Below are 25449 nucleotides of genomic sequence, written 5' to 3'. Positions count from 1 at the left end.
GCGTCCTAGCCGCCGAAGCTCGCGTAGCCCGCGATCAGGTACGCGATGAACGACAGCACCGCCGCCGCGCCCGCGTAAGGCAGGATCGAGAGCATCAGGCTGAGCGGTTTCACGCCCACCGACTTCGCGGCAAGCACCATACCGTCGCCGTACATGCAGGTGGTCGAACCGAGGGCGGCGCCCGAGAAGACTGCCGTGCCGGCGAGCACGGGGTCAACGCCCATGCCAATCGCGAGCGGCAGCACGACGGGCGTGATCACCACGGCGAGGTCCCAGAACGCGCCGGTCGCGTAGGCGTAGATGCCGCACACGAGGAAGACAACGGCGGGCAGCAGCGCGCCGTACATCACGGGCTGGGTGGCGTCGATGATCCAGTCGGCAAGCTGCAGATCGATGTTGATCTGCTGCATCATGAACGCGAGCACGAAGAGCACCATCACGTAGCCCATGCTCGTGATGCCCTCGAACGCCTGGTCGAGCACGCCCTTCAGCGTGAGGCGGCGCTGTGCGACGTAGAGGATGATCGCGACCACGACCGCGGCCGCGGCGCCCTTGATGATGTCGACCTCGGTGAAGATGGTCACGAGCACGAGCGTGACGATCGGGATCAGGAAGTTGAACGGCAGGGGCCGCGTGCTCTGCTGCCCGTCTTCGGCGAGCTCGAACGCGCGCTCCTCAGGCGTGAGCCCCTCGGGCAGGGTGTCCCCGGTGCGGGCAACGCGCGCCTGTTCACGCTTCAGCGGCCCAACGAGCGGCAGCACGCCCAGGGCAAGCAGCAGGCCGATCGCGAGCGCGAACCAGCCGAAGAAGATGGTGGGAAGCCCCGAGAGGTACGCGCCGAAGCCCGAGCCGTTCACGGTCACGCCGTCTTGCTCGAGCAGCGCGGAGAAGAACACGGCCCAGGTAGAGAACGGGATGATCACGGCAATGGGTGCGGAGGTCATCTTGACGATCGTGCCGACCATGGTGCGGGGCACGCCGTGCCGGTCGGTGACGCGCTTCATGGAGGTGCCGACGGTGAGCGCGTTCAGGTAGTCATCGATGAACAGCGCGATGGTCAGCAACCAGGTGAGCAGTAGCGACTTGCGGCGCGAGTTCACGAAGCCCTCGGTCCACCGCGCAAAGTCGTTCGCGGCGCCCGATGCGTTGAAATAGGCGATGAGGATGCCAAAGAGCACCACGACGAGCGCGAGCCAGTGCACGGTCTCGTTGGTCAGCGAGGCCCCGAAGGCGCCGACGAAGGTGTCAAAGAATCCCCACCCGCCCAGCAGGATCGTGCCAACGAGCACGCCCGAGAGCAGGCCGAACAGTGCGCGCTTGGTGAGCACCGACACGATAAGAACGGTGAGAACTGGCAGCAACGCCAGGGCTGTGTTTTGGACCACGGTGGCCTTTCGGGCGGGCGGCGGCTGTGCCGCGGGCGGAAGGGAGAGGGCGGTGTCGGGCGAGTGCCCGCGCGTCAGCCCTCGTGTGAGGTGTGCAGGCCGTCGAGGTAGGTGGCCAGTACGGGGAGTTCGACGAGATCATCGCCGGGGGTGTCGAGCGGGTCCTCGGCCCACACGGCAAGGTCGGCGCGAGCGCCCGGACGGATCACGCCCAGGTCGTCGTCGCCCTGCGCGAGGGCGGCGCCTCGCGTGTAACCGTGCAGCGCCTCCGCGGCGGTCAGCCGCTCCTCGGGCTCGTACACGAACGCGTCGCGCGCGCCGGGTTCGCGGCGCAGCATCGACCAGGCAAGGCCCACACGCGCGTCGAGATCGGCGATGGGCCAGTCCGAACCGAGCGCCAGGGGGGCGCCGGCGCGCAGCACGCTACCGGCTGCCCATGCGCGCGCCGCGCGCACGGGGCCCAGGCGGCGTGCCCACTCATCACTGCCGTCGGCGATGCGCCACTGCAGGTGGGGCAGCTGCAGCGAGGCGGTGATGCCCGTCTCGGCGAGCCGCGCAAGATCGCGGGGGTCGAGCGTCTCCAGGTGTTCGATGCGGTGCGGCACGCCGGAGAGCGCCCGGCTCCCGACGGTCTCGTACGCGGTGATCGTTTCGCCGACCGCGCGATCGCCGATCGCGTGCGTGGCGATCTGGAAGCCTGCGGCGTGGAACTCCTGCACGGCGGCGACGAAGTCGGCCTGGTCGGGCCAGAAGCCGTCGAGCCCCTGTCCGTCGGCGTCGGCCTCGTAGAGCCAGCCGGCGCCCGTGTCGATCACCCCGTCGGCGTAGAGCTTGATCACGCCACCGCGCCAGCGGTTTCCGGCGCGGTCACGCTGCGCGGCGATGGCGGCGCGCTCCGCGGCGGTGTAGACGGGCTTCACGTCCATCGCGCTCACGATGCGTACGGGCAGGCCGAGGCCCGAAGAGTCGAGCGCCTCGAGCAGGTCGAGGGTGCCGGAGTTGCCATCCATGATGGTGCCGCCCGTGAGCCCGGAGCGGCGCATGCGCGCAAACGTCGCCCGTGCGGCTTCGAGGGTCTCCTCGGTGCTCGGTTTCGGTGCGACCTCGAGGATGGGCTGGTACGAGCTGTCCTCGCGCAGCTCGCCGGTGGGCACACCCGCGCCATCGACGACGATCTCCGAGCTGTCCTCAAAGGTGCGCGCACCGGTGATGTCCGCGCGGCGCAGCGCCTCAGTACTCGCGAGCGCGGTATGAAAGTCGAAGAAGAACACCATTGCGGGCACCCCGGCGACCGCCTCGTCGATGAGCGCTGAGGTGAGCTGCGCGCCCTCGAACACGGCGTAGTCGAGGTTCCAGGCCCGCACCCAGCCGTCGCTCGTGTCTCGGCGCACGCGCTCAGCCTCTGCGGCGAGCGCCGTCCGGAGACCCGCAACGTCTCGGACGCGGCCGAGGTCGATGCCCTGGCAGAGTTCCACGCCCTGAATGGGGTGGAGATGCGCGTCGATGAGGCCGGGGGTGATCGTCGCACCACTCGCGTCATCCACCTGCGTGTTCGAACCGCGGAAGGCCTCGGCAATCTCCTGGGCTTCGCCGACCGCGAGGATGCGCCCATCGGCGATGGCAATGGAGCGCGGCGCCGGTGTGGCGTCCCCTGCAACCATGGTGTGCACGCGGGCACCAGAAATGATCAGCTCGGCGCTCGTGTTCGGCACGCGGTCCTCCCCCGGGGTTTCGTGAGACCCCGTATCCTCGAAGTGACGCGGAGCACCATCAATTTACGCAGATTCAATATGCAATGCAAACACCGCGGCACAAGGGGGTTCCATGACTTCGGCGCCTGAGGCTCGCCGAGCGGCTGGGCGACCGCGCACCGCTGTGCTCTCACACGAGCGGATTCTCACCGCAGCGTTCGAGCTCGCAGATGTACGCGGCGCCGATTTCACCCTCGCCGCGCTTGCCCGCCGCCTGGAGGTTCGCCCCTCGGCGCTGCACCACTACTTCGCGGGAAAGGACGAGCTGATCGCGGGGATGCGCGGCCAGCTCACCGCGCGCGTGGGCGACCACGGCTTCGACGCGCTCCCCTGGCACACGGCGATCGTGCCGTGGGCCCGCGCCTACCGCGCCACCTTCGGCGCGCACCCGGGCATCATCGCCGCGCTCGCAACCCTGCCCGTGGCTGACGAGCCCGAGTCGATCATCGATTACGAGCGGATCGCTGCGGCCATGCGCCGCGACGGTTACCCCGAGCACCGCATCGTGCCCGCGCTCGTGGCGATCGAGTCGTTCATCATCGGCTCAGCCCTCGACTCGCTCGCGCCCGACGACAACCTCCGGCCCACGAGCAATGCCGCGATCGCCCCGGCGCTCACCGCCGCCGAACTTGCCGCACGCGCGCACGCGACCGCGCAGGGCCGCAGCACCGCCGAGGAGACCTTTGAGTTTGGCCTCGTCGCCCTCATCGCGGGCCTCCGCACGGCAGGGAGCACTGCCCCCTAATGCTCGGTGTGCTGCAGGGGTTCGCGCTCATCCTCGGGGTGATCGGCGCGGGCTACCTGGCCGCACGCTTCGGCGTCGTGCGCGGCGAAGAGCGGCGCGTGCTCAACAACGTGGCGTTCTTTGTGGCCACCCCAGCCCTCCTCTTCGCGGTGCTGCACGACAGCGATCCCGGCATCATCTTCTCCCCCGTAATCCTGATCACAAGCCTGTCTGCCCTCATCGTCGCGGCCCTCTTCGTGCTCGCCTCACGGCTCTGGTTCCGGCGCGACCTGGCAGCCACCACGCTCGGCGCCACCTGCTCCGGCTACGTCAACTCGAACAATCTCGGCCTGCCGGTCGCGGTGTACATCCTCGGCGACGCGGCCTACGTCGCCCCGCTGCTGCTCGTGCAGCTGGTCATCTTCGCCCCCGCGGTGCTCGCAATCCTCGAGACCACGCGGGGCAATCAGCGCGGGGCACTCGTCGCCCTGGGCCGCGCCGCGTCGAACCCGATCATCCTCGCCTCGGTCGCCGGTCTCATCGTCGCGCTGGTCGGCCTCCCCATCCCCGAGCTCGTGCTCGCCCCCATCGAGATGCTCGGCGGCGCCGCGATCCCGATGGTGCTGCTGAGCTTCGGGATGTCGCTGCGCGGTCAGCGGGCGCTGCAGCCGGGCACGGGGCGCGCGGCCGTCTTCACCGCGTCGGGCCTGAAAGTGCTCGCCATGCCCGCGGTCGCCTGGCTGCTCGCGACAGCGTGTGGCCTCTCCGCGCACGAAGTGTTCGTCGCGACCATCATCGCCGCGCTGCCCACCGCCCAGAACGTATACAACTACGCGGCCACCTATCGTCGCGCCGAGACGATGGTGCGCGACACCGTGTTCCTCACGACCTTTGCGGCGCTCCCCGTCATTGCGTTCATCGCCTGGGCGCTTGGCGGGTCATAGCTGAGAGCGCACACGCGCAGTCGATGGGGATCGCGGCACACGCCGCCCCGGTATTCCCGCACCGGGGGAGCGGGAATAGCGGTCGCATCCCGGGCGTTACAGACTGCCGGGTAGCGGCGCGTGCCGCGACCTCACCGCCCCCAATTCTCAAGGAGACCCATCACCGTGAGCCCGCGCACCGCACAGACCAGCGCCCCCGTTCTCGACACGCTCGCCGAGCGCTGGAGCCCCCGCGCATTCGACGCCGATCACTCGTTCCCGGAGGGGGCGCTGCGCGGCATCTTCGAGGCGGCCCGCTGGGCGCCGAGCGCAAACAACTCGCAGCCCTGGCGCTTCATCCTCGCGCGCCGCGGCACCGAGCACTTCACCGCGATTGAGGAGACGCTCGCCGGCTTCAACCGCATGTGGGCGGGCAGCGCTGGCGCGCTCGTTGTGAACGTCGCAGAGGTGGCGAACGCTGAGGGCAACCCGCAGCCGTGGGCCGAGTACGACCTGGGACAGGCCGTCGCGCACCTCACCGTGCAGGCACACGCCGAGGGCTTCCACGTGCACCAGATGGGGGGCTTCGACCGCGACGCGATTCGTGCGGCCTTCAACCTGGATGCGCGGTTCGAGCCTGTCTCCGTGATGGTGATCGGCGCGATCGGCGATGCCGAGCAGCTGCCCGAGCCGCTCCGTGAGCGCGAGCTGGCACCCCGCACGCGCATCGTGCTCGAGGACCTCTTCATCGCGCGCGACTAACCCCCCGCGCACGGGTCAGCGCGCAGGTGGGTCGGGCTTCCGGCCCACCGCCGCGACCCGGTGCCTAGTCGGTATCGAGGGTGACTGAGCCCGAGCCGTCGTCAAGGCGCAGCGCACGCACCAGCTCGGCCGCGTGCACGGTCGACAGAATGACGCGGGAGAACGAGTCGAACTCGCTCACCCAGCCGCGATCCTCCGCGGTCTCGGGTGCCGGCTCGAGGTCGATCACCACGGCGTCGCGGCCCTTGCGGGCGAGCACGAAGTCGCGGCCGGTAAAGCTGCGCCAGGTGCCCGAGGCAAGCGTGCCGGGCACGTGGCTCCCGGCAGCGCGCACGCCGCGCAACCACACCCACGGGTCAGCGGTGATCACCGCTGAGGTGATGGCAGAGCGATCAAGCGTAATGTCGCGACGGCGCAGCGCGGCCACCCGCTCCGCACGCGTGAGCCGGATCACCACCCGGTCCTCGTGCACCTCGACGCGCGCCATGGCCTAGTCCAGCATGTCGCTCTGGTCGATGACCGATTCAACGGTCTCGATCAGTGCGCGCTTCATCGCGTAGTCGGGGTGAGCGGGATCATCCGCGTCGGCGGGCAGACCCACCGCCGCAGCGGCCTCGAGCGTGTTGACGCCCACGCAGGCGACGATCGTGTTCTCGGGGAGCTTCGGGAACTGGGCAGCGACCTCTTGCGCGATCTTCGCGGACGCGACGAGCAGCGCATTGATGCGGCCCGACTCGATGTCCTCGCGGATGTGCACAGAGGCGGGGACACCGACGGTGCGGAAGGCCAGCACCTGAGTGACATCGTGCCCGCGGTCGATGAGCCCCTCCGTGAGCACGGGGATCGCGACGTCGGATCGGAGGGTGAGCACGCGGAGCACGTCCCCCGTGTCGATCTCGGTCCACTCGTCGAGCAGCGCGTGCGTGCTGTTCTCCGCCTCGGGCGTGCGGGTGATGTGGTAGCCGGCGTCGCGGAAGGCAACGGCGGTCGCCTCGCCCACAATCGCGACGTTGGTCTCCGCGGGGATGACCGCGTTGTGGTGCGTGAGCACATCGGCAACGGTCGAGCTGGTCGCCGTCATCCAGTCGAACTCACCGGCTTCGAGGCGCTTCAGCGCTTCGACAAGCTTCTCTTCCTCGCTCGTGTGAGCGAAGTCCACGAGCGGAGAGGTCACCGTATGAGCACCCTGCTCGCGCAAGGCCTTCGAAACTAAATCCCCCCAGGTGCCGCCGCGGGGGATGAGAACCCGCAGCCCACTGAGCGGTTTTGCCTCTGACGACATAGACCCCACTCACTTGACGACAATAAGAAAGACCAACTATCGAGTCGCTGATGGACCTGGAGCTGGTCGCGCACGGAAAACCGTTATCCCCTATTCTCACCCCGAGTCGCCCCGGAAGCAAAATGAGGGCCCCCGAGACCGGTAACGGAATGGAACTGTGACCTCGGTGAAGGGCTGGGCGACTACGCTCCGTGCTCAGCGCAGGCGGCGCGAGACCGCGCGAGCGATCCCCCACACCACGAGCCCCGCGGCGACCGCGACGCCCGCAACTCCCGCAGCGAACACCAGCGGGTTCTGCTCCTTCTCGGCGGCAATGCGGCGCTTCGCGTCGGCCACCGAGTCGTCGATGCGCTGGGCGTAGTTCAGGCGCCCCTGCAGCTGCGTCAGCGTGTCGTAGAGCTCGGTGCGCGCCTGTGTGGCGTCCGCGACGCCCTGCTCACGGTTCCAACCGCTCATCGCCAGTTTCCTTCCTCGCCGACGCGCGGCATTCGGTACTGCTCGCCCTGCCCAGTACCCTCGGACGTCCGGCCGCCCGGCTGCGCGCCGGCACGCGGGGCACCAGGCTCGGGCACGGGGGTCGTCGCGTTGAAGCGCACCTCGCCCATCGCGGCGACGTCGTCACCCACTCGCCCCAGCGTCTCCTCGGGTACGGGGTTGCCGCGCTTGATGAGCGCAACTCCGGCGAACACCGCGCCCGCCGCGAGCAGCAGGAGAAGCGCCGCAACGACGAGCGCCGCCAGCCACCAGGGCCACACGAGTGCGAGCGCAGCGATGGCAGCGATCACGAGCGCCTGGAGCATGAAGAACACGAAGAACAGCGCGATAGTGATCGCGCCGGCGCCGATGCCAGCCTTCTTCGCCTTCGATGCAACCTCGTGCTTTGCGTTCTCGTACTCGATCTTTGCGAGCGAGACGATCTGCTGCGGCAGGCGCGAAAGCAGTTCGAACGTGCCGGCCTGGTCTTTCTTTCGACTCATTCGGCATCGCCCGCTTTCGCTGCACTGGGCTCCGGCTTGGCATCCGCCGAGGCGGAGCGCGCGGGAGCCGACGTGCTCGGCGCTGCCGGGTCACGAGTCATCGCGTCGAACGCGCCCTTGCCTGCGCGCACCACGGTCGCCTTGAGCTGGTCAACGCGCCCCTGCGCGGCATCCCGCACCACGCCGACGCCGCGCTGCACCGGCTCCGTGTTCCACACGGACTGTGCGCCGCGCTTGATCTGCTCGTAGCGTTCCCGACCCGCGCGCGTGCCCAGCACGTATCCAACGGTCGCTCCGAGAACGAATGCGATCTTGCCCTTCATACTGCCTCCAGCCGAAATCGTCCGGTGTTCCTGGCAAGCCTACTCCGGCTTCCCTGGCTGTTGCATACCGTTTGCGTCATATACCCGAGATCGAATCACTCAGCGATGCCCGCGAGGTGTCTGCGCAGGCGCACGGAGCGCGCCCGCGCGTCCTCCAGCGCCGCGGGAATCGCGCCGCCGTGGAGCGCCGCTCCGACAGGCAGTACCTCGGATCGGGCCGCGCACCACACCGCAAGGCGATCAGCCGCCGCATCGCGACTCACGGCGGAAGCATATGGCGCAAACTGCATCCATGTGCGTCCGGTGCCGCGCGGAACAAAGCCGGCGCCCTCGACCGCCTCGCGCGCACGCGCGGCAATACTCGCCTGCGCAGCGCCCTGCGGCGCGCCCGCTGGGCCACGCGCGTGCGCGCTCCAGCCCGTCGCGCCACGCTCGGCGCGCACACTCCAGGTCGCGCCGTCCTGCAGCACGACCGTTTGCACCGCTGCGCAACGCTGCTGCTCAGCCGAGAACCCGGGGTCGTCGATGCTCAGCTCACCCACCGCGCGCTTCGGCCCCACGCGCAGCTCCTCGAGCTCCGGCAGCAGTTCGGTCGCGGCACGAGCGTCGACGCCGATTACGAGCGCCCGGGCCACCAGTTCGCCCTCGGGGCCAGCGGTGTCAATCAGCCAGCTCTCTTCCGCTTCGCGGATGCGCGCGGGCGCCGTCTCAGCGAACTCCACGCGGTAGAGCGCCAGCCGGGCGACGAGCGCGTCGCGCAGCTCACCCCAACCGGCGGCCGGTGCGACGAGAGTTTCACGTGCAACATGACGCTCCACCGTGTCGAGTGCCGCACCCGAGAGCGTGCCCACGCGGGTCATCGCCTCGTTCAGCCCGGGGGCGATGAGCGCCGCGTCAATGTCGTCCGGGTGCACCCCGTAGGCGTCTCGCGCGAGCGGTTCGACGAGCCGGTCAAGCGCAGCCGCTCCCATGCGCGCACGCACGAGGTCGCCGAAGGCGTGCGTCTTGCCGATCGTCAGCACGGGGCGCACCCGGTCGACCGCAGCACGCAGCGCGCCGGCTGTGCCGAGCACGGCCATCGAATCGGCGGCCAATGGCACCGCGGGGATGCCCCACACCGCCGGCTGCGGCTCCGGCACCCAGTTCCGCTTGGCGCCGCGCAGCAGCACCGGGCTGGGTGGCGAGGTACGCGGCGTCGCGCGCTCCTCCGCGGGATCACCCGGGGTGATCGGCGCAGCGATGTGAGCAAGGAACTCTTGCAGCTGCCCGTCCGGGTCGGTGACGCCACATGGATCGCTGAGCGTTTCCCACCCGGCACCAGCCGCCGCTTCCGGCGCGGGGAACACACGCACGCTCAGTCCCACCTCGGCGAACTCGAGTGCTGTCGCGAGCTCGACGAGCCCATCGCCGACCACGCATACATCGATCATGCTGCGCCCCCGGTCCAGCCCTGGACCGGGCCGTTCTGCGGCGGGGTCGCCGGGGCGACCGGCACCGCGCGCTGCACGAGGTCGATGCGGGTGCGACCGTGGCGATCCCGAGCGAAGACCTTCAGCGTCAGCCAGATGAAGAGCCCGAGGCCCACAATCTCGCCGATCACGCTGCCGAGCCCACCGCCGTCGGCTGTCTGCGCGGTCGAACCGCCCACACCGGCCGTCATGAAGCCGAACGCAATGAGGTTGTTTACCACGTGGATGGCGATCGCGGCCTCGAGCCCGCCCGTGCGCCAGCTCAGCCAGGCAGCCACCCCACCCATGAGACCCACCGCGGCGAGCCCCCAGATGTCGTAGATGTGCGCCGCCGCGAAGCCCACGGTGGGGATCAGGATCGCGAACCACGGATTCTTCAACCACGCACCAAGCACCTGCATGAAGAGCCCACGGAACACGACCTCCTCGGCCGTCGCCTGGAACGGCACGAGCAGGATGATGAGCAGCAGCGACCAGAGCGCGGCGTTCACGTCGAACTCGCTCGCGGGACCCTCTGCGGGGGTGGAGACCACGGTGGGGTTCATGAGCAGTTCGACGCCCATGCCCACGGCGTTCATCACGAGCACGGAGACCACGGCCACGCCGAAGAGCTTGCCGAGCAGCCCCCAGCGAATGCGGGCGGCGACCGACCATACGCGGCCCACCGGGCGGATGCCGAGGGTGAGCATGGCGAGCAGCACCGCCGGAATCATGATGATGATCGACACCATGCTGAGTGCCACGGAGACCGGGCGCTGCGTGTCGATCATCTCTGCGGCGCCCGTCGCGACGTCCGTGAGGTAGGTGGGGTCGAAGATCATCATGATCGGCATGAAGATCAGGGTCACCACAACCGTGAGCACCCCGAAGTACACACCCGAGAGGAGCAGCAGCACCAGCGGCTTCCACCAGGCGTAGCCCTGCATGCCGCGCAGCAAGCGGTGGTACTCGAGTGGCTCGGTCTCCACGGTCTGCAGCTGCATCGGCGGCTGCGCCCACGCGTACTGGGGCTGCGCGGGCTGGGGCTGGGAGGGGTGCTCCGGTCCAGGGCTTGTCATGGCTCCCATTCTCCCATCTCTCCCCTGGGCTGTCCGGGGAAACCCGCGAATCCCACAATGCACACAGCCCCGAGCCGGGATCGGCTCGGGGCTGTGTGCATGAGGCGCTGGGCGTTACGCGCCGCGCAGGCGCGCAGCGAGGTACGCGTGCAGCTCAGCGCGGGGCACGCGCTCCTGCCGCATCGTGTCGCGTTCGCGCACGGTCACGGCGTTGTCCTCGAGCGAATCGAAGTCGACGGTCACGCAGAACGGCGTGCCGATCTCATCCTGGCGACGGTAGCGGCGGCCAATCGCGCCGGAGTCGTCGAAGTCGACGTTCCAGTCCTCGCGGAGGTCCTGTGCGATCTCGCGCGCGGCGGGCGAGAGTGCCTCGTTACGGCTGAGCGGCAGCACGGCCACCTTGACGGGTGCAAGACGCGGGTCGAGTGCGAGCAGCGTGCGCTTGTCAGTGCCGCCCTTCGAGTTCGGCACTTCCTCCTCGCGGTACGCATCGACGAGGAACGCCATGAGCGAGCGGGTAAGGCCGGCGGCCGGCTCGATGACGTAGGGCGTGTAGCGCTCGTTCTTCGTCTGGTCGAAGAAGCTCAGGTCCTTGCCCGAGTGCTCCGAGTGCGTCGAGAGGTCGAAGTTCGTGCGGTTAGCGATGCCCTCGAGCTCGCCCCACTCGCTGCCGGTGAAGCCGAAGCGGTACTCGATGTCTGCGGTGCGCTTCGAGTAGTGCGAGAGCTTCTCCTGCGGGTGCTCGTAGAAGCGCAGGTTGTCGGCGTTGATGCCGAGGTCGGTGTACCAGCGCATGCGCTCGGCCATCCAGTATTCCTGCCACTCCTCGTCCGTGCCCGGCTCGACGAAGAACTCCATCTCCATCTGCTCGAACTCGCGGGTGCGGAAGATGAAGTTGCCCGGCGTGATCTCGTTGCGGAAGCTCTTGCCGATCTGGCCGATGCCGAACGGGGGCTTCATGCGCGCGGCCTGGAGCACGTTCGCGAAGTTCACGAAGATACCCTGCGCCGTCTCGGGGCGGAGGTAGTGCATGCCCGCCTCGTCGTCGACGGGGCCGAGGTAGGTCTTCAGCAGGCCGGAGAAGGCGCGCGGCTCAGTCCACTGACCGCGGGTGCCGCAGTTGGTGCAGACGATCTCGGCGAGGCCGCCCTCGGGGGCGCGACCCTTCTTCTCCTCGAACTCCTCGATGAGGTGGTCCTCGCGGTAGCGCTTGTGGCACTGCAGGCACTCCACCAGCGGGTCACTGAAGACCTCGACGTGGCCTGAGGCCTCCCACACCTGCTTCGGGAGGATGACGCTCGAGTCGATACCCACGACGTCGTCGCGCTTCTGCACCATGGTCTTCCACCACTGGCGCTTGATGTTCTCCTTCAGCGCCGTGCCAAGGGGACCGTAATCCCATGCGGAGCGAGATCCGCCGTAGATCTCACCCGCCTGGAAAACGAAGCCGCGGTGGCGGGCGAGGGCGATGACCTTATCAAGGCGGGACTGTTCAGCCATGTTCGTGTGTCACTCCAAGGTGCAAGCGGGGATCTTGGGAATACCGGCCGGAGCCAGCATCCGCCCAGTCTACTCGCGTTCCTGAACAGCGGTTCGGGGAGCGTCTGCCGGGCGATCCTGAAACGACGTTGGCCCGCCTCGGAAGCCGAGGCGGGCCAACGTGCAGCGCTTACTTCGCGGTGAAGAAGAGGCGGCGGTTGGCGAACTCGCCGATGCCCACCGGGCCCATCTCGCGGCCGAAGCCGGACCGCTTCACGCCGCCGAAGGGCAGCTCGGCTGCCTCAGCGGCGATCGTGTTGACGTGCGCCATGCCCACCTCGAGGCGCGAAGCGACACGGGTGGCCCGCGCCTCATCGGTCGAGAAGACGGAGCCGCCGAGGCCGAGCGCGCAATCGTTTGCGAGCTCAAGCGCCTCTTCGTCGCTCGACACCTTGTACACGGTGGCCACCGGTCCGAAGATCTCCTCACCGTACGAGGGGGCCTCGCGCGGCACGCCCGTGAGCACTGCGGGCGAGTAGTAGGCGCCGGGACCCTCGGAGAGCACGCCGCCCGCGAGGAGCGTTGCGCCCTCGGCGACCGCCTGCTGCACCTGCGCGTGCACAGTCTCCGCTGCGGTGCGCGTGGAGAGCGGCGCGTACTGGCCCTCTGCGAGCGAGAGCTGGTCGCCCGGCTCAAGCCCCTCGGCAAGCTTGACCAACTCGGCAACGAACTCGTCGTAGATGTCGTCCATCACGATGAGACGCTTGTTCGAGTTGCAGACCTGGCCACCGTTGTAGGTGCGGAAGTTCCACGCCTCGGCCGCCACGGCTGCGACATCGTCACTGTCGAGCACCACCATCGGGTCGATGCCGCCGAGCTCGAGCACGCACTTCTTGAGGTGCGTGCCGGCCTGGGCGCCGATGATGGCGCCGGCGCGCTCCGAACCGGTGAGCGAGACACCCTGCACGCGGGGATCCGCGATCATGGTGGCGATCTGGTCGTGCGAGGCAAACACGTTCTGGTAGCCGCCCACGGGCACGCCGGCCTCCTCCATGATCTCCTGGATCGTGAGGGCGGAGCGCGCGCAGATGTCCGCGTGCTTCAGGATGATCGTGTTGCCGAGCACCAGGTTCGGGGCCGCGAAGCGCGCCACCTGGTAGTACGGGAAGTTCCACGGCATGACGCCGAGCAGCGTACCGATCGGCTTCTGCTCGATGAGCGCCTTACCGGGGATGGTGCTCGGAATCTCGACATCGGTGATGAGTCCCGGCCCGTAGACCGCGTAGTACTCAATGATGTCGCGCGCGAACTCGACCTCGTCGATCGACTCGGCGAGCGACTTGCCCATCTCGAGTGCGATGATGCGCGCAAGCTCGTCCTTGCGCTCCTCGAAGAGCTCGGCCACGCGCTTGACGACGGCGGCGCGCTCCTGCACGCTCTTCTCGCGCCACTCGCGGTAGACGGCATCGGCGGCAGCGAGCTTCTGCTCAATCTGCTCATCCGTTGCGGATTCGAAGGTCTCGACAATCTCGCCCGTCGCTGGGTTCTGAACTCGATACTTCGCCATTATTTATCGTTTCCTGTCTAGTGTTCAGCGCGCATAGTCTGCGGCTGTCCCCCTATCGTCGCACTCCGGACCGGGGGATTTCGACCCCCGCGCAAGAAAGTCCGGCAACACCCAGGCAGCACGAAGCCCGGGCCGCGGCGTGCGCCGGGCCCGGGCTTCGTACTGTGTACGCCGCGCCGCGTGTGGTGCGGGGCGGCGGGGACGCGACAACCGCTGGCCGCGATCCTAATCTGCGACTACTGCACCGAGACCTGGCCGGTGCGGCGACGGATCTCATCCGCCACCTGCTTCGCGTCGCCCGACGGCGCCGTCGAGAGGCGATCCGGACGTGCGATGAAGAGATACAGCAGTCCGGTGACGAGCACCACGCCGAGGCCGAGCAGCACAACGTAGTCGGTGAGGAAGTTGCCCGTGTCGCCCGGCTGCGCGAGCAGGATCATGGCGAAGACGCCGTACGCCAGCGCGAGCACGTTCACCACGATGCCGAAGCGGCCGAGGTTGAAGGGCCCGGCCGGACGCCATCCCTGGAAGCGCTGCTTCAGCGAAGCGAACACGACCATGTGGAAGGCGAAGTAGATGCCGAGGATCGCGAACGAGGTGACGGGCACCAGAATGCCCTCGTTGAAGTAGATGAGTACGCAGATGAGCGCGGGCACCGTGCACGCGACGATGAGCGCGTTCGTGGGTACCTTGCTGCGCTCGGACACCTGCGACAGCCAGCGGTGGCCGGGGAGCATGCCATCGCGCGCGAACGAGTACAGGAGGCGCGAGGCCGCGGCCTGCAGGCTCAGCACGCACGAGATGAATGCAAGGATCGCGATCACGAGGAAGATCTTCGCACCAACCGTGCCGAGAGTGGCCTCAAGGATCGCGGGGATCGGATCCCCTTCCTCGCCCGCCACGATCGCCTCGAGGTTCGGGGCCGCGAGCACGTAGCCCGCGAACGAGAACAGCGCCGAGATCGCGCCGACCACGATCGTCATGAGCATGGCGCGCGGGATGCGGCGGGCCGGATCCGACACCTCCTCCGCAACATCGCCGCAGGCCTCAAAGCCGTAGAAGAGGAAGAGACCGGCGATCGCGGAGGCGAGGAAGACTGGCACGTACGAGCCGTCGCCCTCGGTGCCCATGGTGTCGAAGAAGACGCCGAACGAGTGCTTGCGCTGGAACAGGAGCAGGTAGAGCCCCAGGCCGATGACGCCGATGAGCTCCGCGAAAAGGCCGATCCGCGCGATGCGGGCGAGCCACTTCGTGCCCGAGAAGTTGATGAGCAGCGCGAGCAGCAGCAGCCCGAGGCCGGTGAACAGGGTCGACTCGGGGGTGAGCGTGATGCCGAACAGGCTCGTGATGAAGCCGGCGCCGAACTCTGCAACCGCCGTGATCGTGACGATCATCGCCCAGATGTACACCCAGGCGGCAAGCCAGGCGTAGCGGCGGCCCCAGAGGCGGCGTGCCCAGGGGTAAATGCCGCCGTGGATCGGGTACTGCGACACGACCTCGCCGAACACGAGGGCGACGAGCATCTGGCCGCACGCGACGATGATGATCCACCAAATTGAGGGCGGGCCGCCCGTAGCGAGCGCGGTCGCAAAGAGGGAGTAGACCCCGACGAGCGGCGAGAGGTAGGTGAAGCCGAGGGCGAAGTTCGCCCACAGGCTCATGGAGCGGTCGAACTTGCCCTCGTAGCCGAGGACGGCGAGGTGCTCGTCATCGGCGAGGCGACCGGTGGGTGGGGTTGCGGACATGCGCTGTGTTCCTTTCGGATCGACACTGATCCGGGGGACCGAAGTGTCCCCGCTGGAGCGAGCATAGACCCGCGCGCCGCTCAGAGAAAAGCGATTCTGCACAGTGCTGCACCGCGGGCGCTGTGCACGTTTCCCGTGGCGCGGCGCCCGCGGCATCTGCGCGGAGCTACGCCCACTCCCCCAGCACGAGGTTCTCGGGCGCCTCACCCGCCTGCAGGTGCGCGATCTGGCGGCGAATGAGCGCCACCATGCGCGGCAGCATGGCGGTCGAATCGCCGCCGACGTGCGGGCTGATCAGCGTGCCCGGGCACTCCCACAGCGGGTGGTCAGCGGGAAGCGGCTCGGGATCGGTGACGTCGAGCGCAGCGCGCAGGCGGCCGCGCTGCAGTTCGGCGACGAGCGCATCGGTGTCGACCACGGGGCCGCGCGCCACGTTGACGAGCAGTGCGCCGTCGGGCATGCGCGCGAGCTCGGCCTGACCAAACATGCCGCGGGTCTCGTTGGTGAGCGGTACCGCGACGAGCACGATGTCGGCATCCGCGAGCGCATCGCCCAGTTCGTCAAACCCGCGCACCGGCACCGTCTCGCCCGCAAGGTTCCGGTCCTCGCGGGCGGTGCGGGCGAGGCGCGTGATCCTGGTCTCGAAGCCGGCGAGTCGGGCCTCGATCGCCTTCGAGACACCGCCGTAGCCGACAATCAGCACGCGCCGGTCAGCGAGACTCGGGAAGGATCGCAGCTCCCACCGGTGTTCATCGCCGGCGCGCACGAACTCGGGGATGCCGCGCTGAGCGGCGAGGGTCAGTGCGAGCGCGAGCTCCGCGGTTGAGGCCTCGTGTACGGTTGCGGCGTTTGCGAGCGGCACCCCCTCGGGCAGATGCTTCGCAACTCCGTTGTACCCGATCGATTGCCACTGCACGAGGCGCGCCTCCACCGCGGCGAGCGCGGCAAGCTGTCGTGCGCCACCCCAGTACGGCGGCACGACGATGTCGAAGCGCTCGCGCGGGGCGGGCTCGGCGAGATCCCACTCAACGAATTCGACGCCGGGCACCTCCCCCAGGGCTTCGCGCAGGCCTTCAGCGGGCAGGGAGACGACGAGGTCACTCATGCCCCGAGTGTATCGCTCAGCGTGCCTCGTTGACGGGTGCGTTCCGCGATACTGGTTCCGTGACGAGATCTCAACGCGCACTTCCCGCTGTACTCTCGAGCGGGCTCGCCGCCCTCCTGCTCCTCACGGGCTGCGCGGCGTCGCTCGCCCCAGACATCACGCTGCCGCCGACGGGCGGCACCCCCGACTATCAGCTCGGCGGCGCATCCGAGCCCCCGCCCGGTGTGACGATAGTGGCGCGTGATCGCAGTGCGGCGCCCGCCGAGGGCGTGTACTCGATCTGCTACGTGAACGGCTTTCAAACCCAGCCGGGAGAACTCGCAGAGTGGCCCGACGAAACCCTGCTGCGCGACGATGCGGGCGAGTTGGTGCACGATCCGGCGTGGCCCGACGAGGTGCTGCTCGACACGCGCACCGCGGCGACACGCGATGCGATCCGCGAGGTCGTGGACCCGTGGATCGAGGGTTGCGCACGCGATGGCTACGACGCCGTCGAGTTCGACAATCTGGACACGTACAGTCGCTCCGCGGGCGTGCTCACGCGCGCCGACAACGTCGAACTCGCTGCCGCACTCGTCGAGACCGCGCACGCGGCCGGGCTCGCGGCGGGGCAGAAAAACGCCGCGGACGACGTCGCGTTGATGCGATCCCAAGCTGGTTTCGATTTCGCGGTGACCGAAGAGTGCATGGTGTTTGCCGAGTGCGAGAACTTCGCTGAGTTCTACGGCGCGCACGTGATCGACATCGAGTACACCGACGAGCTACCCCGTCCGTTTGCCGAAATGTGCGTCGACCCGGCGGCTCCGCGCTCGATGGTGCTGCGTGACCGCGATCTCACGGTCCCCAGTTCCGCCGAGTACGCTTTCGAGACCTGCCCGGCGGAGTAGTCGCGCGCGGGGTCCATGCACGGCGGCGCGGTGCTCAGCCCGCTGGCGTGGCCACGATCGCCTGGCGCCATCCGGCGTCGCCGCGCGTGTACTCGACGCGTGTGTGCTGCCGGTCTTCACGCGCCTGCATGAACTCGAACTCGGTGGGGCGCAGGGCGTAGCGCTGCCAGTCGAGATTCGGCTGCCCGGTGTAGCTGGGCCGCCCGGCCCAGTCGCGCTGCGTCGCTGCATCGTCGAGCGGCACGGCGACGCCAGTGACGCGCACCTGGCGTCCGAACTCGCGCCAGAAGAACAGCATCGAGCAGCGCGGGTCGGCGGCGATCTCGATGCCCTTCCGCGAGGTGCGGTGCGTCGAGAAGTGGTATCCGTCCGCATCAACGTCTTTGAGGATGAGTGTGCGGGCGACGGGCTCACCGTCAGCGCGTGCGGTCACGAAGGCCATCGTGTGCGGCTGGCGCTCGCCGCTTTCGATCGCCGCGTCGAGCCAGTCGAGGAAGAGCGTGTCCGGATCCGCGGGCATGGTCGCGGGGTCGAGCACAGGCAGGGGCTGCGGGAAGGCGGGCAGGCTGCGGAGACGGGTTTCGAGTTCGCTCATGCCCTCAGCGTACGCCTCGATTGCCTGCAGCCTGGATCGCATAGTGAATTGGTAGTTTTACCACTGCAATGACATGATGAGCGCTATGACTCTTCCGCCCGCGAACTGGTACCCGGACACCGAGAATCCAAGTGACGAACGGTACTGGGATGGAACGCAGTGGACCTCCCGCGTACGTGCTTCGGGAACTGCTACGCCTTTGTTGCAGGATGCCGCGGCAGAGAAGTCCTCCCGCAAGCGCCGCGCTCCGCTCTGGGTCACGATCACCGTGGGCGTTCTCGGATTTGTCGTTGGAGCCGGAGCCGGGAATGCGAGCGCAGGCACTCAATCGGAGATTGCTCAGCTTCAGGAAGAGTTGCAGGCCGCAGACTCCACAATCGAGGCCCACGAGCAGAAGCTCGACATGACCGCTCGCGAAATCACGCAGCACGAACAGAACGCCGAACAGTTCGCCTCCGAGAAAAAGGCACTTGAACAGAAGCGTTCCGATGCTGAAGCGCGGGCTGAAGCGGCCGAGAAACGAGCGGATGAAGCCAAGAGCCAGGCCGAAGCGGCGGAACTCCGCACGCGCGAAGCGGAAGCCGCGTACGAGGCCCCTGCCTCAGAGCCACGCTCGTTCCTCGGCGAACCCGCACAGGACACCGGCACCGTGTACTTCCAAAATTGAACCGCCGCACGGAACGCCGGGGCAGCGCCCGTGCGCATGGGAGACCCGGGCTACGGCCCCCACCTCGACCGCGACGGTGATGGAGTTGGCTGCGAGTAGACGGCACGCACTGCGGCCCCGGCGAGAAGGATGTCCTCTTCGCCGGGGCCGCAGTTTGCGGGCGAGCAGTCTCGCTACTCGCTGGCCGCCTCGCGGCGACGCGCCACCATGATCGCACCGCCGGCGACGAGCAGCAGGGCGCCCGTCGCTGCACCGATCAGCAGCAGGTTGTTGCCACCCGTTGCCGCGAGCGCGTCATCGGGATTCGCCACCGGCTTGGTGCCCGGCTTGGTCGGCGTGACGGGCGGCTTCGTTTCACCAGGCTTCGCCGCGGCGAATTCGAGCGTTACGAGCTCGCTCGGGTTGCCCGCCACATCGGTTGCGCGGAACTCGACACTGCCCGCCGCGTCTCCGAGGGGAACAACGACCGTGGTCTCGATCGGCATCGGATCGGCCGAACGACGAAGCGCCGCCGGGAGGGGCGCTTCCTGCCACTCCCCGCTCGGGAGGACGCGGTACTCGACGCCAGCAACGCCAGAGGTCGCATCCGTCGCGCTCACGGTCACTTCACCGCGCGTCGAGGCGCTCGGTGTCGCGGTGAGTACCGGCGCACCCGAGTCAATGCGGATTGAGCGCGAGTCTTCAGCGACGTTGCCGCTCGCGTCGGTTGCCCGCACGCTGACGACCGTCTCGCCCTCGGCGCCGACCTCAATCGGCGCGGTGTAGGGCTGCCATTCGCCGCCGTTCACCGAGAACTCAACAGTGGGCGCGGTGTCGCCCGCGTCCGTCGCCGAGAGCGCAAGCTGCACGGGCCCGCTGCGGTACCAACCCGCAGCGTTTTCGCCCTCGGGAGCAGCGAACTCAATGCTCGGCGCAGCGGTATCGTGCGCCAATCCGATCTGTACAGCCCCGGCGCCGGTGACCTGCTGGTCCAGCACCGCACCACGCGAGCCGTCTGCGGCGAGCGCTGCGAAGTCGCACTCGAGGGCGGGAGCCAGTGCCTCTACCGTGCCGGCTTCGTCGGTGCGGCCAACCTCGCGCCAGCCATCGTCCTCACCGCACGACATAGCCACGGGAACATCCGCCTGCGGCTTCTTCTCCGTGTCGGCGACCGTCACTGCGACCGGGTTGAGCGCCGCGCGGAACGCGGATCCGCCGATGAGCTCAGCCGCGATCCCAATCCGCTCCTGCGAGATGTTATCGATCGTGTCCGAGGGCTTGTGATAAGTCGGTTCGAGCACAATCGAGCTCGTTGCCGACCAGAACATCCAGCTGAACACCGCAGCATCGATGCCCACGTCGTGGAACGACTGGTGATCGCTGCGGCCCACGACGCCGCGGTTCAGATCCCCGCGCCCCGTGATGTTCGACAGCGCCGATGCCTGCTTGAGCACCGCGTTGTTCTCGTTGTCCTTGTTGACCGTCAGCCCCCAGAACTCAAACGGCTGCTCAGCCGTTCCGAGGAACGATGTGCCCGCCATGTCCATGTTCCACGCGCCAATGGTGCGATCGATCTCGTCCGGGCTGAGTTGCGTGGCGTGCGTCTTCGACCCCACGATGCCCTTCTCCTCAGCGCCCCAGGTGCCCACGCGAATCTCGGTGTTCAGCGGGTACTGGCTCATAATGCGCGCGGACTCGAGCAGGATCCCGACGCCCGAGCCGTTGTCGCTCGCGCCCGGGCTTCCCACCACGGAGTCAATGTGCGCACCGATGTAGACGATGGGTGCGTTCTCTGCGTTCTCACCCTGGGCGGGCCGCACGCCAATCGTGTTGGAGCTCTCGAGGCTGCTCTTTTCGGTGGTGAGGGCGAGCGAGAGCGGCCCTCCCGCGAGGAGCTCGCGGATACGCTGGGCCTGGCCATCTGCGGCGCCGACCACCTGGATGCCGGTGGCCGCAGCGGAGACGTTGCCGACTGCCGCAAGCGAGCTGTTCTGCGTGGTCTGCGCGACGATGACGCCGGCGGCGCCGGCCTCGGCGAGTTCGACGATCTTCGCGTTGCGTACCGCCGCCGTCGCGTTCCAGTTCAGCAGCACAAACTTCCCGGCGACAGCCGCCGGATCGAAGCCCTCGCCGGCGCCGACATCCACAACCTCTGCGTTGACGGGCGCATCCGGGCCCGTGAAGAGCGCGTTGCTCGCCGGGCGGAACTGCCAGCTCACCTGCAGGCCCGCATCGCGGCTTGGGGTCGCGTTTGCGAACAGCGATTCGCTCACGGGGAACTTCTCGATCTCGGTGCTGAACCCGTAACTGTTCAGCAGGTCTTGCACATAGGCGTTGGCGCGCACCTCGGCGGCGGTGCCCGCGACTCGTGGGCCGATATCCACCGCGAGGTGACGCACATGCTCGAACACCGTCGCGTCGTCGACCTGAGCGGCGAATTCTGCGGCGTAGCCGGGCAGGTAGGTCCCCGAGGTGATTGCGGAGATCGCGCCGCGGGGCACCGGGGCGGGTGCGGGATCCGCGGGCGCAGCGTTCGCCGCGACAGGGGTCAGCGCGAGCGGGAGCGCGATCGCGGCAGCACCGAACGCGCCGAGCGCGCGGCGCCGAGCGGGCGGTGGTGTTCCAGTGGGTGTTGCAGACATGCGGAATGGGTGTCCTCTCTGACAACCGTGTCCTCACCAGGCCCCTCGCCGAACGCACGCCAAATACACCCTCCCGAACATGTGGTTCTGCTATGAACCCCTGCCGGGCCGGCTACCGAGCACACGCGCCATAACCCGGCAAAGCACCTGGTCAGAAGCTGTGGTGTGGGGCGCGATTGCACCCCTCAGTGACTCTATCGAAGTTCACACACGGCGCGCTCGCCTCCCAGCCCGCCGTGGACGAATGCGGCGAATCTCACCGAAACTCGTGCTCACTGTCTCCGCACTTCCCACGTCCCGGCCGCGCGAAGCCGTGCACCGAGCCACTGTGCAATCGCGCTGCAGATCACCGCGACGACGACAGAGAGCAGGATCGCCTCAATACGGCCCGCCCCGAGAGCGAGCATCGACCCCTCCGGGTTGCTCGTCAGGAGGATCGCGGGCGTGAGGAACGTCACGAAGAGCGTGTAGTTCCCCGCCCGGAGGTACGCGACGCACAGGAACATGGCGGCCACCGCGACAACAAACGGCGCGGGATCGGGCAGCAACGCAACCAGCACCGCCGCCGCAGCGCCGACGATGGTGCCGATCGTGCGATCCCGCGCGCGAGCCCGGCGCTGATCCGCACCAACCGCGAGAATCATGCAGAACGACAACAGCGCCCAGCTCGCAAAGGGGAAGTGCAGGGCGTCAGAGACCAGCACAATGAGCACGGAACCTGCGGCGAGCATCAGGCCGTAGGCAATGCGCTCGGGCGCCGTGCGCGAGGGCGGCGCCAGTGCCCGCTTGGGCGGCATGAGCTGGGCGATCCCCAGCATGCATGCGGCCCCGATAACCGAGCCGAGCGCAACCTGCCACAGCTGGGTGTCGGTCTGCGCGATTCCCGCGAACACCACGAAGTTCACCGGCGAGCGCGTCAGCGAGGCAACCTCACCCAGGCGGAACAGTCCCTGCACGAGGCACACGACGACCAGGCCGATGAGCGGCACGCCCTCACCGAACTCGCCGGCCAAGAAACCCGCGATCGAGACAATCACGGCCCAGAGCGCGGCGATGGCGCGCACGCTGGGCCGCAGCGCCCGCGCAGGCGAGAGGAGCAGCATGATCGCGAGATAGCCCGCGTGCGCGACAGCGGGGCCGTACGCCCACGCCGTGCCGCCGAGCACCGCTGCACCGATGGCGAGGAGTGCGCCCGAGTAGGCCAGCGCTTTGAGCGGAAGCCGAAACGAGAGTCGCTGCAGCTTCGCCATTCGCTCCCCTTCCCCGACACTCAAGCTTCAGGATATCCGGCGGACCGCTCGCGCCCGAGTGTTCACACTTGATCGAGAACCGCCAACTTCCCCGCCATTCCCAGCTCGCCCTCTTACCTTCGAGGCACACGCACCCGCAGCCGCAGGTGCCCGGAATACGGGGGACAGATGCGACAGGATCAGGCGCCACTCCCGCGAAGGACCGCGCTGCGACGCGCGCTCCTTGCGGGCACATTCAGCTTCGTCACCATGGTGATCATCGCACTCGCACTGCTCGTGTGGGTCGTCGGCGTCGATTCGATCCTCGCGCCGCTCGGCTCCGCGGCGCTCTTTGGCGTGTGCCTCGGCGGCTCAGCGTTCCTCGTCTGGCTGCTGCTCGTGGGGCGACGCCCGGAGTGGCCGCTCTCCCGCACCGCAGTCGTGGCGGTACCACTCACGCTGCTGCTGTTCTTCATCATCATGCTGCTCACGGCGCTCGCCAGCACCGTGTCTTCCCTGGCCTCGGGCTCCACAATGGGTGGAGTCGGGTTCGGCGTGGTCGCGTTTCCCCTCATCTTTACGCTGATCGCACTCCCCGGCGCGGTGGGCGGCGCCATCCTCACGGTGATTGTGCGCGGCTCGACCGAGCACCGCACAGCGCCCCCAAGCCACGCGGCCCCACTTCCGGAGGGGCACACCGCATGAGTGGGATCCTGATCTGGAATGTGCTCGGAGCCCGCGCTCCCGAGGCATCAGGGAGCACCCCATAACCTCATGAGCGTTGGCCAAAACCTACAGGGTGTAGGATTTGATCATGGCCCGCGCTAATCTCACCCCCGAACGCCTGATCACAGCTGGTGCAGAGCTCGCCGACACCGCGGGGCTCGAGCAGCTCACGCTCAGTGCCCTCGCGAGACAGTTTGGGGTGCAACCCGCGAGCCTCTACTCGCACCTGGCAAGTCGCGACGAACTCATCGCCGGCGTACATCGATTCGCTCTCGGCGAGCTAGCCCAGCGGGTCGCGGAAGCGGTTGCAGGACGCGCGGGGCGCGATGCGCTCATCGGCCTCGCCAACGCACACCGGGACTATGCCCGGGAACGACCAGGGGCCTGGGAAGCCCTGCTCAGGCCCGCTTCTCCGGAGACCGCACGCTCCACTGAAGCGGCGCGCCTGAGCACGCTCACGCTCGCCGTGCTGCGCGGATACAACACCCCAGAAGACAGCCTGGTCGACGCGACGCGCTTCGTCGGCGCAACCATCAATGGGTTCCTCTCGCTGAGTCGCTCCGAGAGCTTCGCCCACCGCAGCGACGATGTGGCGCGCTCCTGGCTGGCCGCGCTCGATGCGATCGACCGGGCGCTCACCTCTTGGCCCCGAAAGGACACCCCAGCATGATCATCACTCCCATTACCGCGGAGTTTGTCTCTGACGTTGCCGAGCTCGTCGAGACTGAGCGCGGGATCGCGCCCCACCGCCTCCCGGCCTGGGTACGCCGGCAGTTTCCGGACCCTCAGCTTCTCGCGATGGAAGGGCAGCCTTCCGGGGTACGGGTACGCTTCACCACGCAGAGTCGAGAGGTTGCACTTGTTTCGCACGCGCACCGCGTCGTGTACCGGGGCGCAGACCGGCCGCGCGGCCGGGTCGACGTCGTCGTCGACGGTGCGTTCATACTCAGCGATCCGCTCAGCGGGGGTGACGCCACGGAGGTGGATCTCATGACCGGCCAGGCGGTACCCCGCAGCGGTGAGCCGCACGTCACACAGTTCGCCCTCCCCGAGGGCACGCACGAGGTCGAGATCTGGCTCCCCCACAACGAAGGCCTGGAGATCCTCGAACTGCGCTCGGACGCCGCACTCTCGCCGACCACGAGCCGCAAGCCCCGCTGGGTCCACCATGGAAGCTCCATCAGCCACGGCTCCAACGCGCTCACGCCCACCGAGATTTGGCCTGCGGTCGCTGCGCGGCAGGCGGGGCTCGATCTGAAGAACCTGGGCCTCGGAGGCAGCTCGCTCGTCGACCCATTCATGGCGCGGGTGATCCGCGACACGGAGGCGGACCTCATCAGCGTGAAGTTCGGGATCAATGTGGTGAACCTCGACGGGATGCGGCTGCGCACGTTTGTACCCGCCGTACACGGATTCCTCGATACGATCCGCGACGGGCACCCCCAGACACCGATCGTCCTCATGTCGCCGATCTTCTGCGGCATCCACGAGAACACCCCGGGGCCGGGCGCCTTCGATCCAAGTTCAATCGGCTCCGAGCAGGTCCGCTTCGTCGCGACCGGCACGGAAGGTGACACTGCGCACGGCCGCCTGACTCTCCGCGTGATCCGGGATGCGCTTGGTGACATCGCTGCGCAGCGTCAACGTGACGACACACATCTTCACTTCGTCGATGGGCTCGACCTCTATTCAGAGGCGGATGCCAAGCGCTTCCCGCTCCCCGACAACCTGCACCCGACGGCGGAAGCCCATGCCCTGATGGGCCACCGCTTCGCGGATCGGCTGCTCGCGGGCGCACACCCGCTCGTCGCCTCGTAGCCGGGAAGCTTCAGGCCGCCTGGACCGCGGACTCCAGGCGGCCCACTCCCTCGCGGACAGGCGCAATGAGCGCCTGTTTTTGGGGTCAAAAAAGGGAGGGCCACACCCGCAAGCCACCATCACTGGTGACCAACAAGTGCAACCCTCCCTATAAAAAGGTGTCCGGCGGTGTCCTACTCTCCCACACCCTCCCGAGTGCAGTACCATCGGCGCAGTCAGCCTTAGCTTCCGGGTTCGGAATGTAACCGGGCGTTTCCCTGACGCTATAACCGCCGTAACTCTATCAACATATCAACCACACCCACCCCACAAGGGTGTTGTGTGTGGCCGTCCGTTGGGAACCACAAAGTGGACGC

The 25449-nt window shown here is 68.1% G+C and carries 24 protein-coding genes, 1 rRNA gene and 1 pseudogene; 9 read left to right on the top strand and 17 right to left on the bottom strand.

Annotated elements, in window-relative coordinates; all coding sequences use genetic code 11:
* Positions 1–5: 5 nt before the first annotated feature.
* Positions 6–1334: a TRAP transporter large permease subunit gene (locus ACR81A_RS00750; RefSeq protein ID WP_440312251.1), complete on the bottom strand. Its 1329-nt coding sequence runs from the start codon at positions 1332–1334 to the stop codon at positions 6–8.
* Between the two features lie 125 nt (positions 1335–1459).
* The gene (locus tag ACR81A_RS00745; protein WP_440312250.1) at positions 1460–3097 is read right to left on the bottom strand and encodes an amidohydrolase; all 1638 of its coding nucleotides are present in this window, start codon (positions 3095–3097) and stop codon (positions 1460–1462) included.
* 112 nt (positions 3098–3209) lie between these two features.
* On the opposite strand from ACR81A_RS00745, the gene ACR81A_RS00740 reads away from it, so the two are divergent.
* The 3 genes from ACR81A_RS00740 to ACR81A_RS00730 all read left to right on the top strand — a co-directional run bounded on the left by ACR81A_RS00740 (position 3210) and on the right by ACR81A_RS00730 (position 5545).
* Positions 3210–3881, top strand: coding sequence for a TetR/AcrR family transcriptional regulator (locus ACR81A_RS00740; protein ID WP_202382550.1), 672 nt, complete (start codon positions 3210–3212; stop codon positions 3879–3881).
* On the top strand, positions 3881–4804 hold the full coding sequence (locus ACR81A_RS00735; RefSeq protein ID WP_440312249.1) for an AEC family transporter: 924 nt from the start codon (positions 3881–3883) through the stop codon (positions 4802–4804). Before ACR81A_RS00740 ends, ACR81A_RS00735 begins: the two co-directional genes overlap by 1 nt.
* A 165-nt stretch (positions 4805–4969) precedes the next feature.
* Positions 4970–5545 (top strand): nitroreductase family protein, encoded by a 576-nt coding sequence (locus tag ACR81A_RS00730; protein WP_202382552.1) that lies wholly within the window; start codon positions 4970–4972, stop codon positions 5543–5545.
* A gap of 64 nt (positions 5546–5609) precedes the next feature.
* On the opposite strand, the gene ACR81A_RS00725 is transcribed toward ACR81A_RS00730, so the two are convergent.
* The 11 genes from ACR81A_RS00725 to ACR81A_RS00675 form a co-directional block, all read right to left on the bottom strand.
* Entirely contained in the window at positions 5610–6032 is a 423-nt protein-coding gene (locus ACR81A_RS00725) for a hypothetical protein (RefSeq protein ID WP_202382554.1), read from the bottom strand.
* A gap of 3 nt (positions 6033–6035) precedes the next feature.
* Positions 6036–6827, bottom strand: a complete 792-nt coding sequence (locus ACR81A_RS00720) for a uroporphyrinogen-III synthase (RefSeq protein ID WP_202382556.1) — start codon at positions 6825–6827, stop codon at positions 6036–6038.
* Positions 6828–7022: 195 nt separating this feature from the next.
* A complete protein-coding gene (locus ACR81A_RS00715) occupies positions 7023–7283 on the bottom strand; it encodes a DUF3618 domain-containing protein (RefSeq protein WP_440312248.1) in 261 nt (86 codons plus the stop codon).
* On the bottom strand, positions 7280–7804 hold the full coding sequence (locus tag ACR81A_RS00710; RefSeq protein WP_202382559.1) for a phage holin family protein: 525 nt from the start codon (positions 7802–7804) through the stop codon (positions 7280–7282). Before ACR81A_RS00710 ends, ACR81A_RS00715 begins: the two co-directional genes overlap by 4 nt.
* Positions 7801–8127, bottom strand: a complete 327-nt coding sequence (locus tag ACR81A_RS00705) for a YtxH domain-containing protein (protein ID WP_237462684.1) — start codon at positions 8125–8127, stop codon at positions 7801–7803. The genes ACR81A_RS00710 and ACR81A_RS00705 overlap by 4 nt, the downstream gene beginning before the upstream one ends.
* A 95-nt stretch (positions 8128–8222) precedes the next feature.
* A complete protein-coding gene (locus ACR81A_RS00700) occupies positions 8223–9557 on the bottom strand; it encodes a hypothetical protein (RefSeq protein WP_440312247.1) in 1335 nt (444 codons plus the stop codon).
* On the bottom strand, positions 9554–10654 hold the full coding sequence (locus tag ACR81A_RS00695; RefSeq protein ID WP_440312246.1) for a lysostaphin resistance A-like protein: 1101 nt from the start codon (positions 10652–10654) through the stop codon (positions 9554–9556). The genes ACR81A_RS00700 and ACR81A_RS00695 overlap by 4 nt, the downstream gene beginning before the upstream one ends.
* Before the next feature lie 114 nt (positions 10655–10768).
* Positions 10769–12154, bottom strand: coding sequence for a glycine--tRNA ligase (locus ACR81A_RS00690; RefSeq protein ID WP_440312245.1), 1386 nt, complete (start codon positions 12152–12154; stop codon positions 10769–10771).
* Between the two features lie 169 nt (positions 12155–12323).
* Positions 12324–13700, bottom strand: a complete 1377-nt coding sequence (locus tag ACR81A_RS00685) for an NAD-dependent succinate-semialdehyde dehydrogenase (RefSeq protein ID WP_202382565.1) — start codon at positions 13698–13700, stop codon at positions 12324–12326.
* A 236-nt stretch (positions 13701–13936) separates the two neighbouring features.
* Complete coding sequence (locus ACR81A_RS00680) at positions 13937–15445, bottom strand: APC family permease (protein ID WP_202382566.1); 1509 nt, start codon at positions 15443–15445, stop codon at positions 13937–13939.
* Between the two features lie 166 nt (positions 15446–15611).
* Positions 15612–16550: a 2-hydroxyacid dehydrogenase gene (locus tag ACR81A_RS00675; protein ID WP_440312244.1), complete on the bottom strand. Its 939-nt coding sequence runs from the start codon at positions 16548–16550 to the stop codon at positions 15612–15614.
* A gap of 59 nt (positions 16551–16609) precedes the next feature.
* On the opposite strand from ACR81A_RS00675, the gene ACR81A_RS00670 reads away from it, so the two are divergent.
* Positions 16610–17437: an endo alpha-1,4 polygalactosaminidase gene (locus tag ACR81A_RS00670; protein ID WP_440312243.1), complete on the top strand. Its 828-nt coding sequence runs from the start codon at positions 16610–16612 to the stop codon at positions 17435–17437.
* Positions 17438–17471: 34 nt separating this feature from the next.
* On the opposite strand, the gene ACR81A_RS00665 is transcribed toward ACR81A_RS00670, so the two are convergent.
* Positions 17472–18032 carry a pyridoxine/pyridoxamine 5'-phosphate oxidase gene (locus ACR81A_RS00665; RefSeq protein ID WP_202382569.1) on the bottom strand — a complete coding sequence of 187 codons (561 nt, stop codon included), beginning with the start codon at positions 18030–18032 and terminating at the stop codon, positions 17472–17474.
* A gap of 85 nt (positions 18033–18117) precedes the next feature.
* On the opposite strand from ACR81A_RS00665, the gene ACR81A_RS00660 reads away from it, so the two are divergent.
* Complete coding sequence (locus ACR81A_RS00660) at positions 18118–18699, top strand: DUF2510 domain-containing protein (RefSeq protein WP_440312242.1); 582 nt, start codon at positions 18118–18120, stop codon at positions 18697–18699.
* A gap of 12 nt (positions 18700–18711) precedes the next feature.
* A pseudogene (locus ACR81A_RS00655) lies at positions 18712–18798 on the top strand (excalibur calcium-binding domain-containing protein); the annotation flags it as partial.
* A 74-nt stretch (positions 18799–18872) separates the two neighbouring features.
* Here ACR81A_RS00655 and ACR81A_RS00650 read toward each other — a convergent pair.
* The gene (locus ACR81A_RS00650) at positions 18873–21320 is read right to left on the bottom strand and encodes a M28 family peptidase (RefSeq protein ID WP_440312241.1); all 2448 of its coding nucleotides are present in this window, start codon (positions 21318–21320) and stop codon (positions 18873–18875) included.
* A gap of 272 nt (positions 21321–21592) precedes the next feature.
* On the bottom strand, positions 21593–22570 hold the full coding sequence (locus ACR81A_RS00645) for an FUSC family protein (protein ID WP_440312240.1): 978 nt from the start codon (positions 22568–22570) through the stop codon (positions 21593–21595).
* 168 nt (positions 22571–22738) lie between these two features.
* Between ACR81A_RS00645 and ACR81A_RS00640 the strand changes: the two genes are divergently transcribed.
* From ACR81A_RS00640 to ACR81A_RS00630, 3 genes are all read left to right on the top strand, one after another.
* Positions 22739–23254, top strand: a complete 516-nt coding sequence (locus tag ACR81A_RS00640; RefSeq protein WP_440312239.1) for a hypothetical protein — start codon at positions 22739–22741, stop codon at positions 23252–23254.
* A 109-nt stretch (positions 23255–23363) separates the two neighbouring features.
* Positions 23364–23945 carry a TetR/AcrR family transcriptional regulator gene (locus tag ACR81A_RS00635; protein WP_440312238.1) on the top strand — a complete coding sequence of 194 codons (582 nt, stop codon included), beginning with the start codon at positions 23364–23366 and terminating at the stop codon, positions 23943–23945.
* Positions 23942–25093, top strand: coding sequence for a GDSL-type esterase/lipase family protein (locus tag ACR81A_RS00630; protein WP_440312237.1), 1152 nt, complete (start codon positions 23942–23944; stop codon positions 25091–25093). The genes ACR81A_RS00635 and ACR81A_RS00630 overlap by 4 nt, the downstream gene beginning before the upstream one ends.
* Positions 25094–25253: 160 nt before the next feature.
* Here ACR81A_RS00630 and rrf read toward each other — a convergent pair.
* A 5S ribosomal RNA gene (gene rrf, locus ACR81A_RS00625) occupies positions 25254–25370 on the bottom strand.
* Positions 25371–25449: the final 79 nt, after the last annotated feature.

It is taken from the genome of Leucobacter chromiireducens, from assembly GCF_051993095.1.
GTDB classification, from domain to species: domain Bacteria; phylum Actinomycetota; class Actinomycetes; order Actinomycetales; family Microbacteriaceae; genus Leucobacter; species Leucobacter chromiireducens.
This window is presented reverse-complemented; position numbering and strand designations above follow the sequence as displayed.

Bases quoted from the DNA above. Each gene is read 5' to 3' on its own strand.
- ACR81A_RS00700 (WP_440312247.1), bottom strand. From the start codon at position 9,557: ATGATCGATGTATGCGTGGTCGGCGATGGGCTCGTCGAGCTCGCGACA.
- ACR81A_RS00630 (WP_440312237.1), top strand. From the start codon at position 23,942: ATGATCATCACTCCCATTACCGCGGAGTTTGTCTCTGACGTTGCCGAG.
- ACR81A_RS00740 (WP_202382550.1), top strand. From the start codon at position 3,210: ATGACTTCGGCGCCTGAGGCTCGCCGAGCGGCTGGGCGACCGCGCACC.
- ACR81A_RS00695 (WP_440312246.1), bottom strand. From the start codon at position 10,654: ATGACAAGCCCTGGACCGGAGCACCCCTCCCAGCCCCAGCCCGCGCAG.
- ACR81A_RS00680 (WP_202382566.1), bottom strand. From the start codon at position 15,445: ATGTCCGCAACCCCACCCACCGGTCGCCTCGCCGATGACGAGCACCTC.
- ACR81A_RS00690 (WP_440312245.1), bottom strand. From the start codon at position 12,154: ATGGCTGAACAGTCCCGCCTTGATAAGGTCATCGCCCTCGCCCGCCAC.
- ACR81A_RS00660 (WP_440312242.1), top strand. From the start codon at position 18,118: ATGACTCTTCCGCCCGCGAACTGGTACCCGGACACCGAGAATCCAAGT.
- ACR81A_RS00715 (WP_440312248.1), bottom strand. From the start codon at position 7,283: ATGAGCGGTTGGAACCGTGAGCAGGGCGTCGCGGACGCCACACAGGCG.
- ACR81A_RS00645 (WP_440312240.1), bottom strand. From the start codon at position 22,570: ATGGCGAAGCTGCAGCGACTCTCGTTTCGGCTTCCGCTCAAAGCGCTG.
- ACR81A_RS00675 (WP_440312244.1), bottom strand. From the start codon at position 16,550: ATGAGTGACCTCGTCGTCTCCCTGCCCGCTGAAGGCCTGCGCGAAGCC.
- ACR81A_RS00720 (WP_202382556.1), bottom strand. From the start codon at position 6,827: ATGTCGTCAGAGGCAAAACCGCTCAGTGGGCTGCGGGTTCTCATCCCC.
- ACR81A_RS00710 (WP_202382559.1), bottom strand. From the start codon at position 7,804: ATGAGTCGAAAGAAAGACCAGGCCGGCACGTTCGAACTGCTTTCGCGC.
- ACR81A_RS00665 (WP_202382569.1), bottom strand. From the start codon at position 18,032: ATGAGCGAACTCGAAACCCGTCTCCGCAGCCTGCCCGCCTTCCCGCAG.
- ACR81A_RS00725 (WP_202382554.1), bottom strand. From the start codon at position 6,032: ATGGCGCGCGTCGAGGTGCACGAGGACCGGGTGGTGATCCGGCTCACG.
- ACR81A_RS00650 (WP_440312241.1), bottom strand. From the start codon at position 21,320: ATGTCTGCAACACCCACTGGAACACCACCGCCCGCTCGGCGCCGCGCG.
- ACR81A_RS00685 (WP_202382565.1), bottom strand. From the start codon at position 13,700: ATGGCGAAGTATCGAGTTCAGAACCCAGCGACGGGCGAGATTGTCGAG.
- ACR81A_RS00705 (WP_237462684.1), bottom strand. From the start codon at position 8,127: ATGAAGGGCAAGATCGCATTCGTTCTCGGAGCGACCGTTGGATACGTG.
- ACR81A_RS00735 (WP_440312249.1), top strand. From the start codon at position 3,881: ATGCTCGGTGTGCTGCAGGGGTTCGCGCTCATCCTCGGGGTGATCGGC.
- ACR81A_RS00640 (WP_440312239.1), top strand. From the start codon at position 22,739: ATGCGACAGGATCAGGCGCCACTCCCGCGAAGGACCGCGCTGCGACGC.
- ACR81A_RS00635 (WP_440312238.1), top strand. From the start codon at position 23,364: ATGGCCCGCGCTAATCTCACCCCCGAACGCCTGATCACAGCTGGTGCA.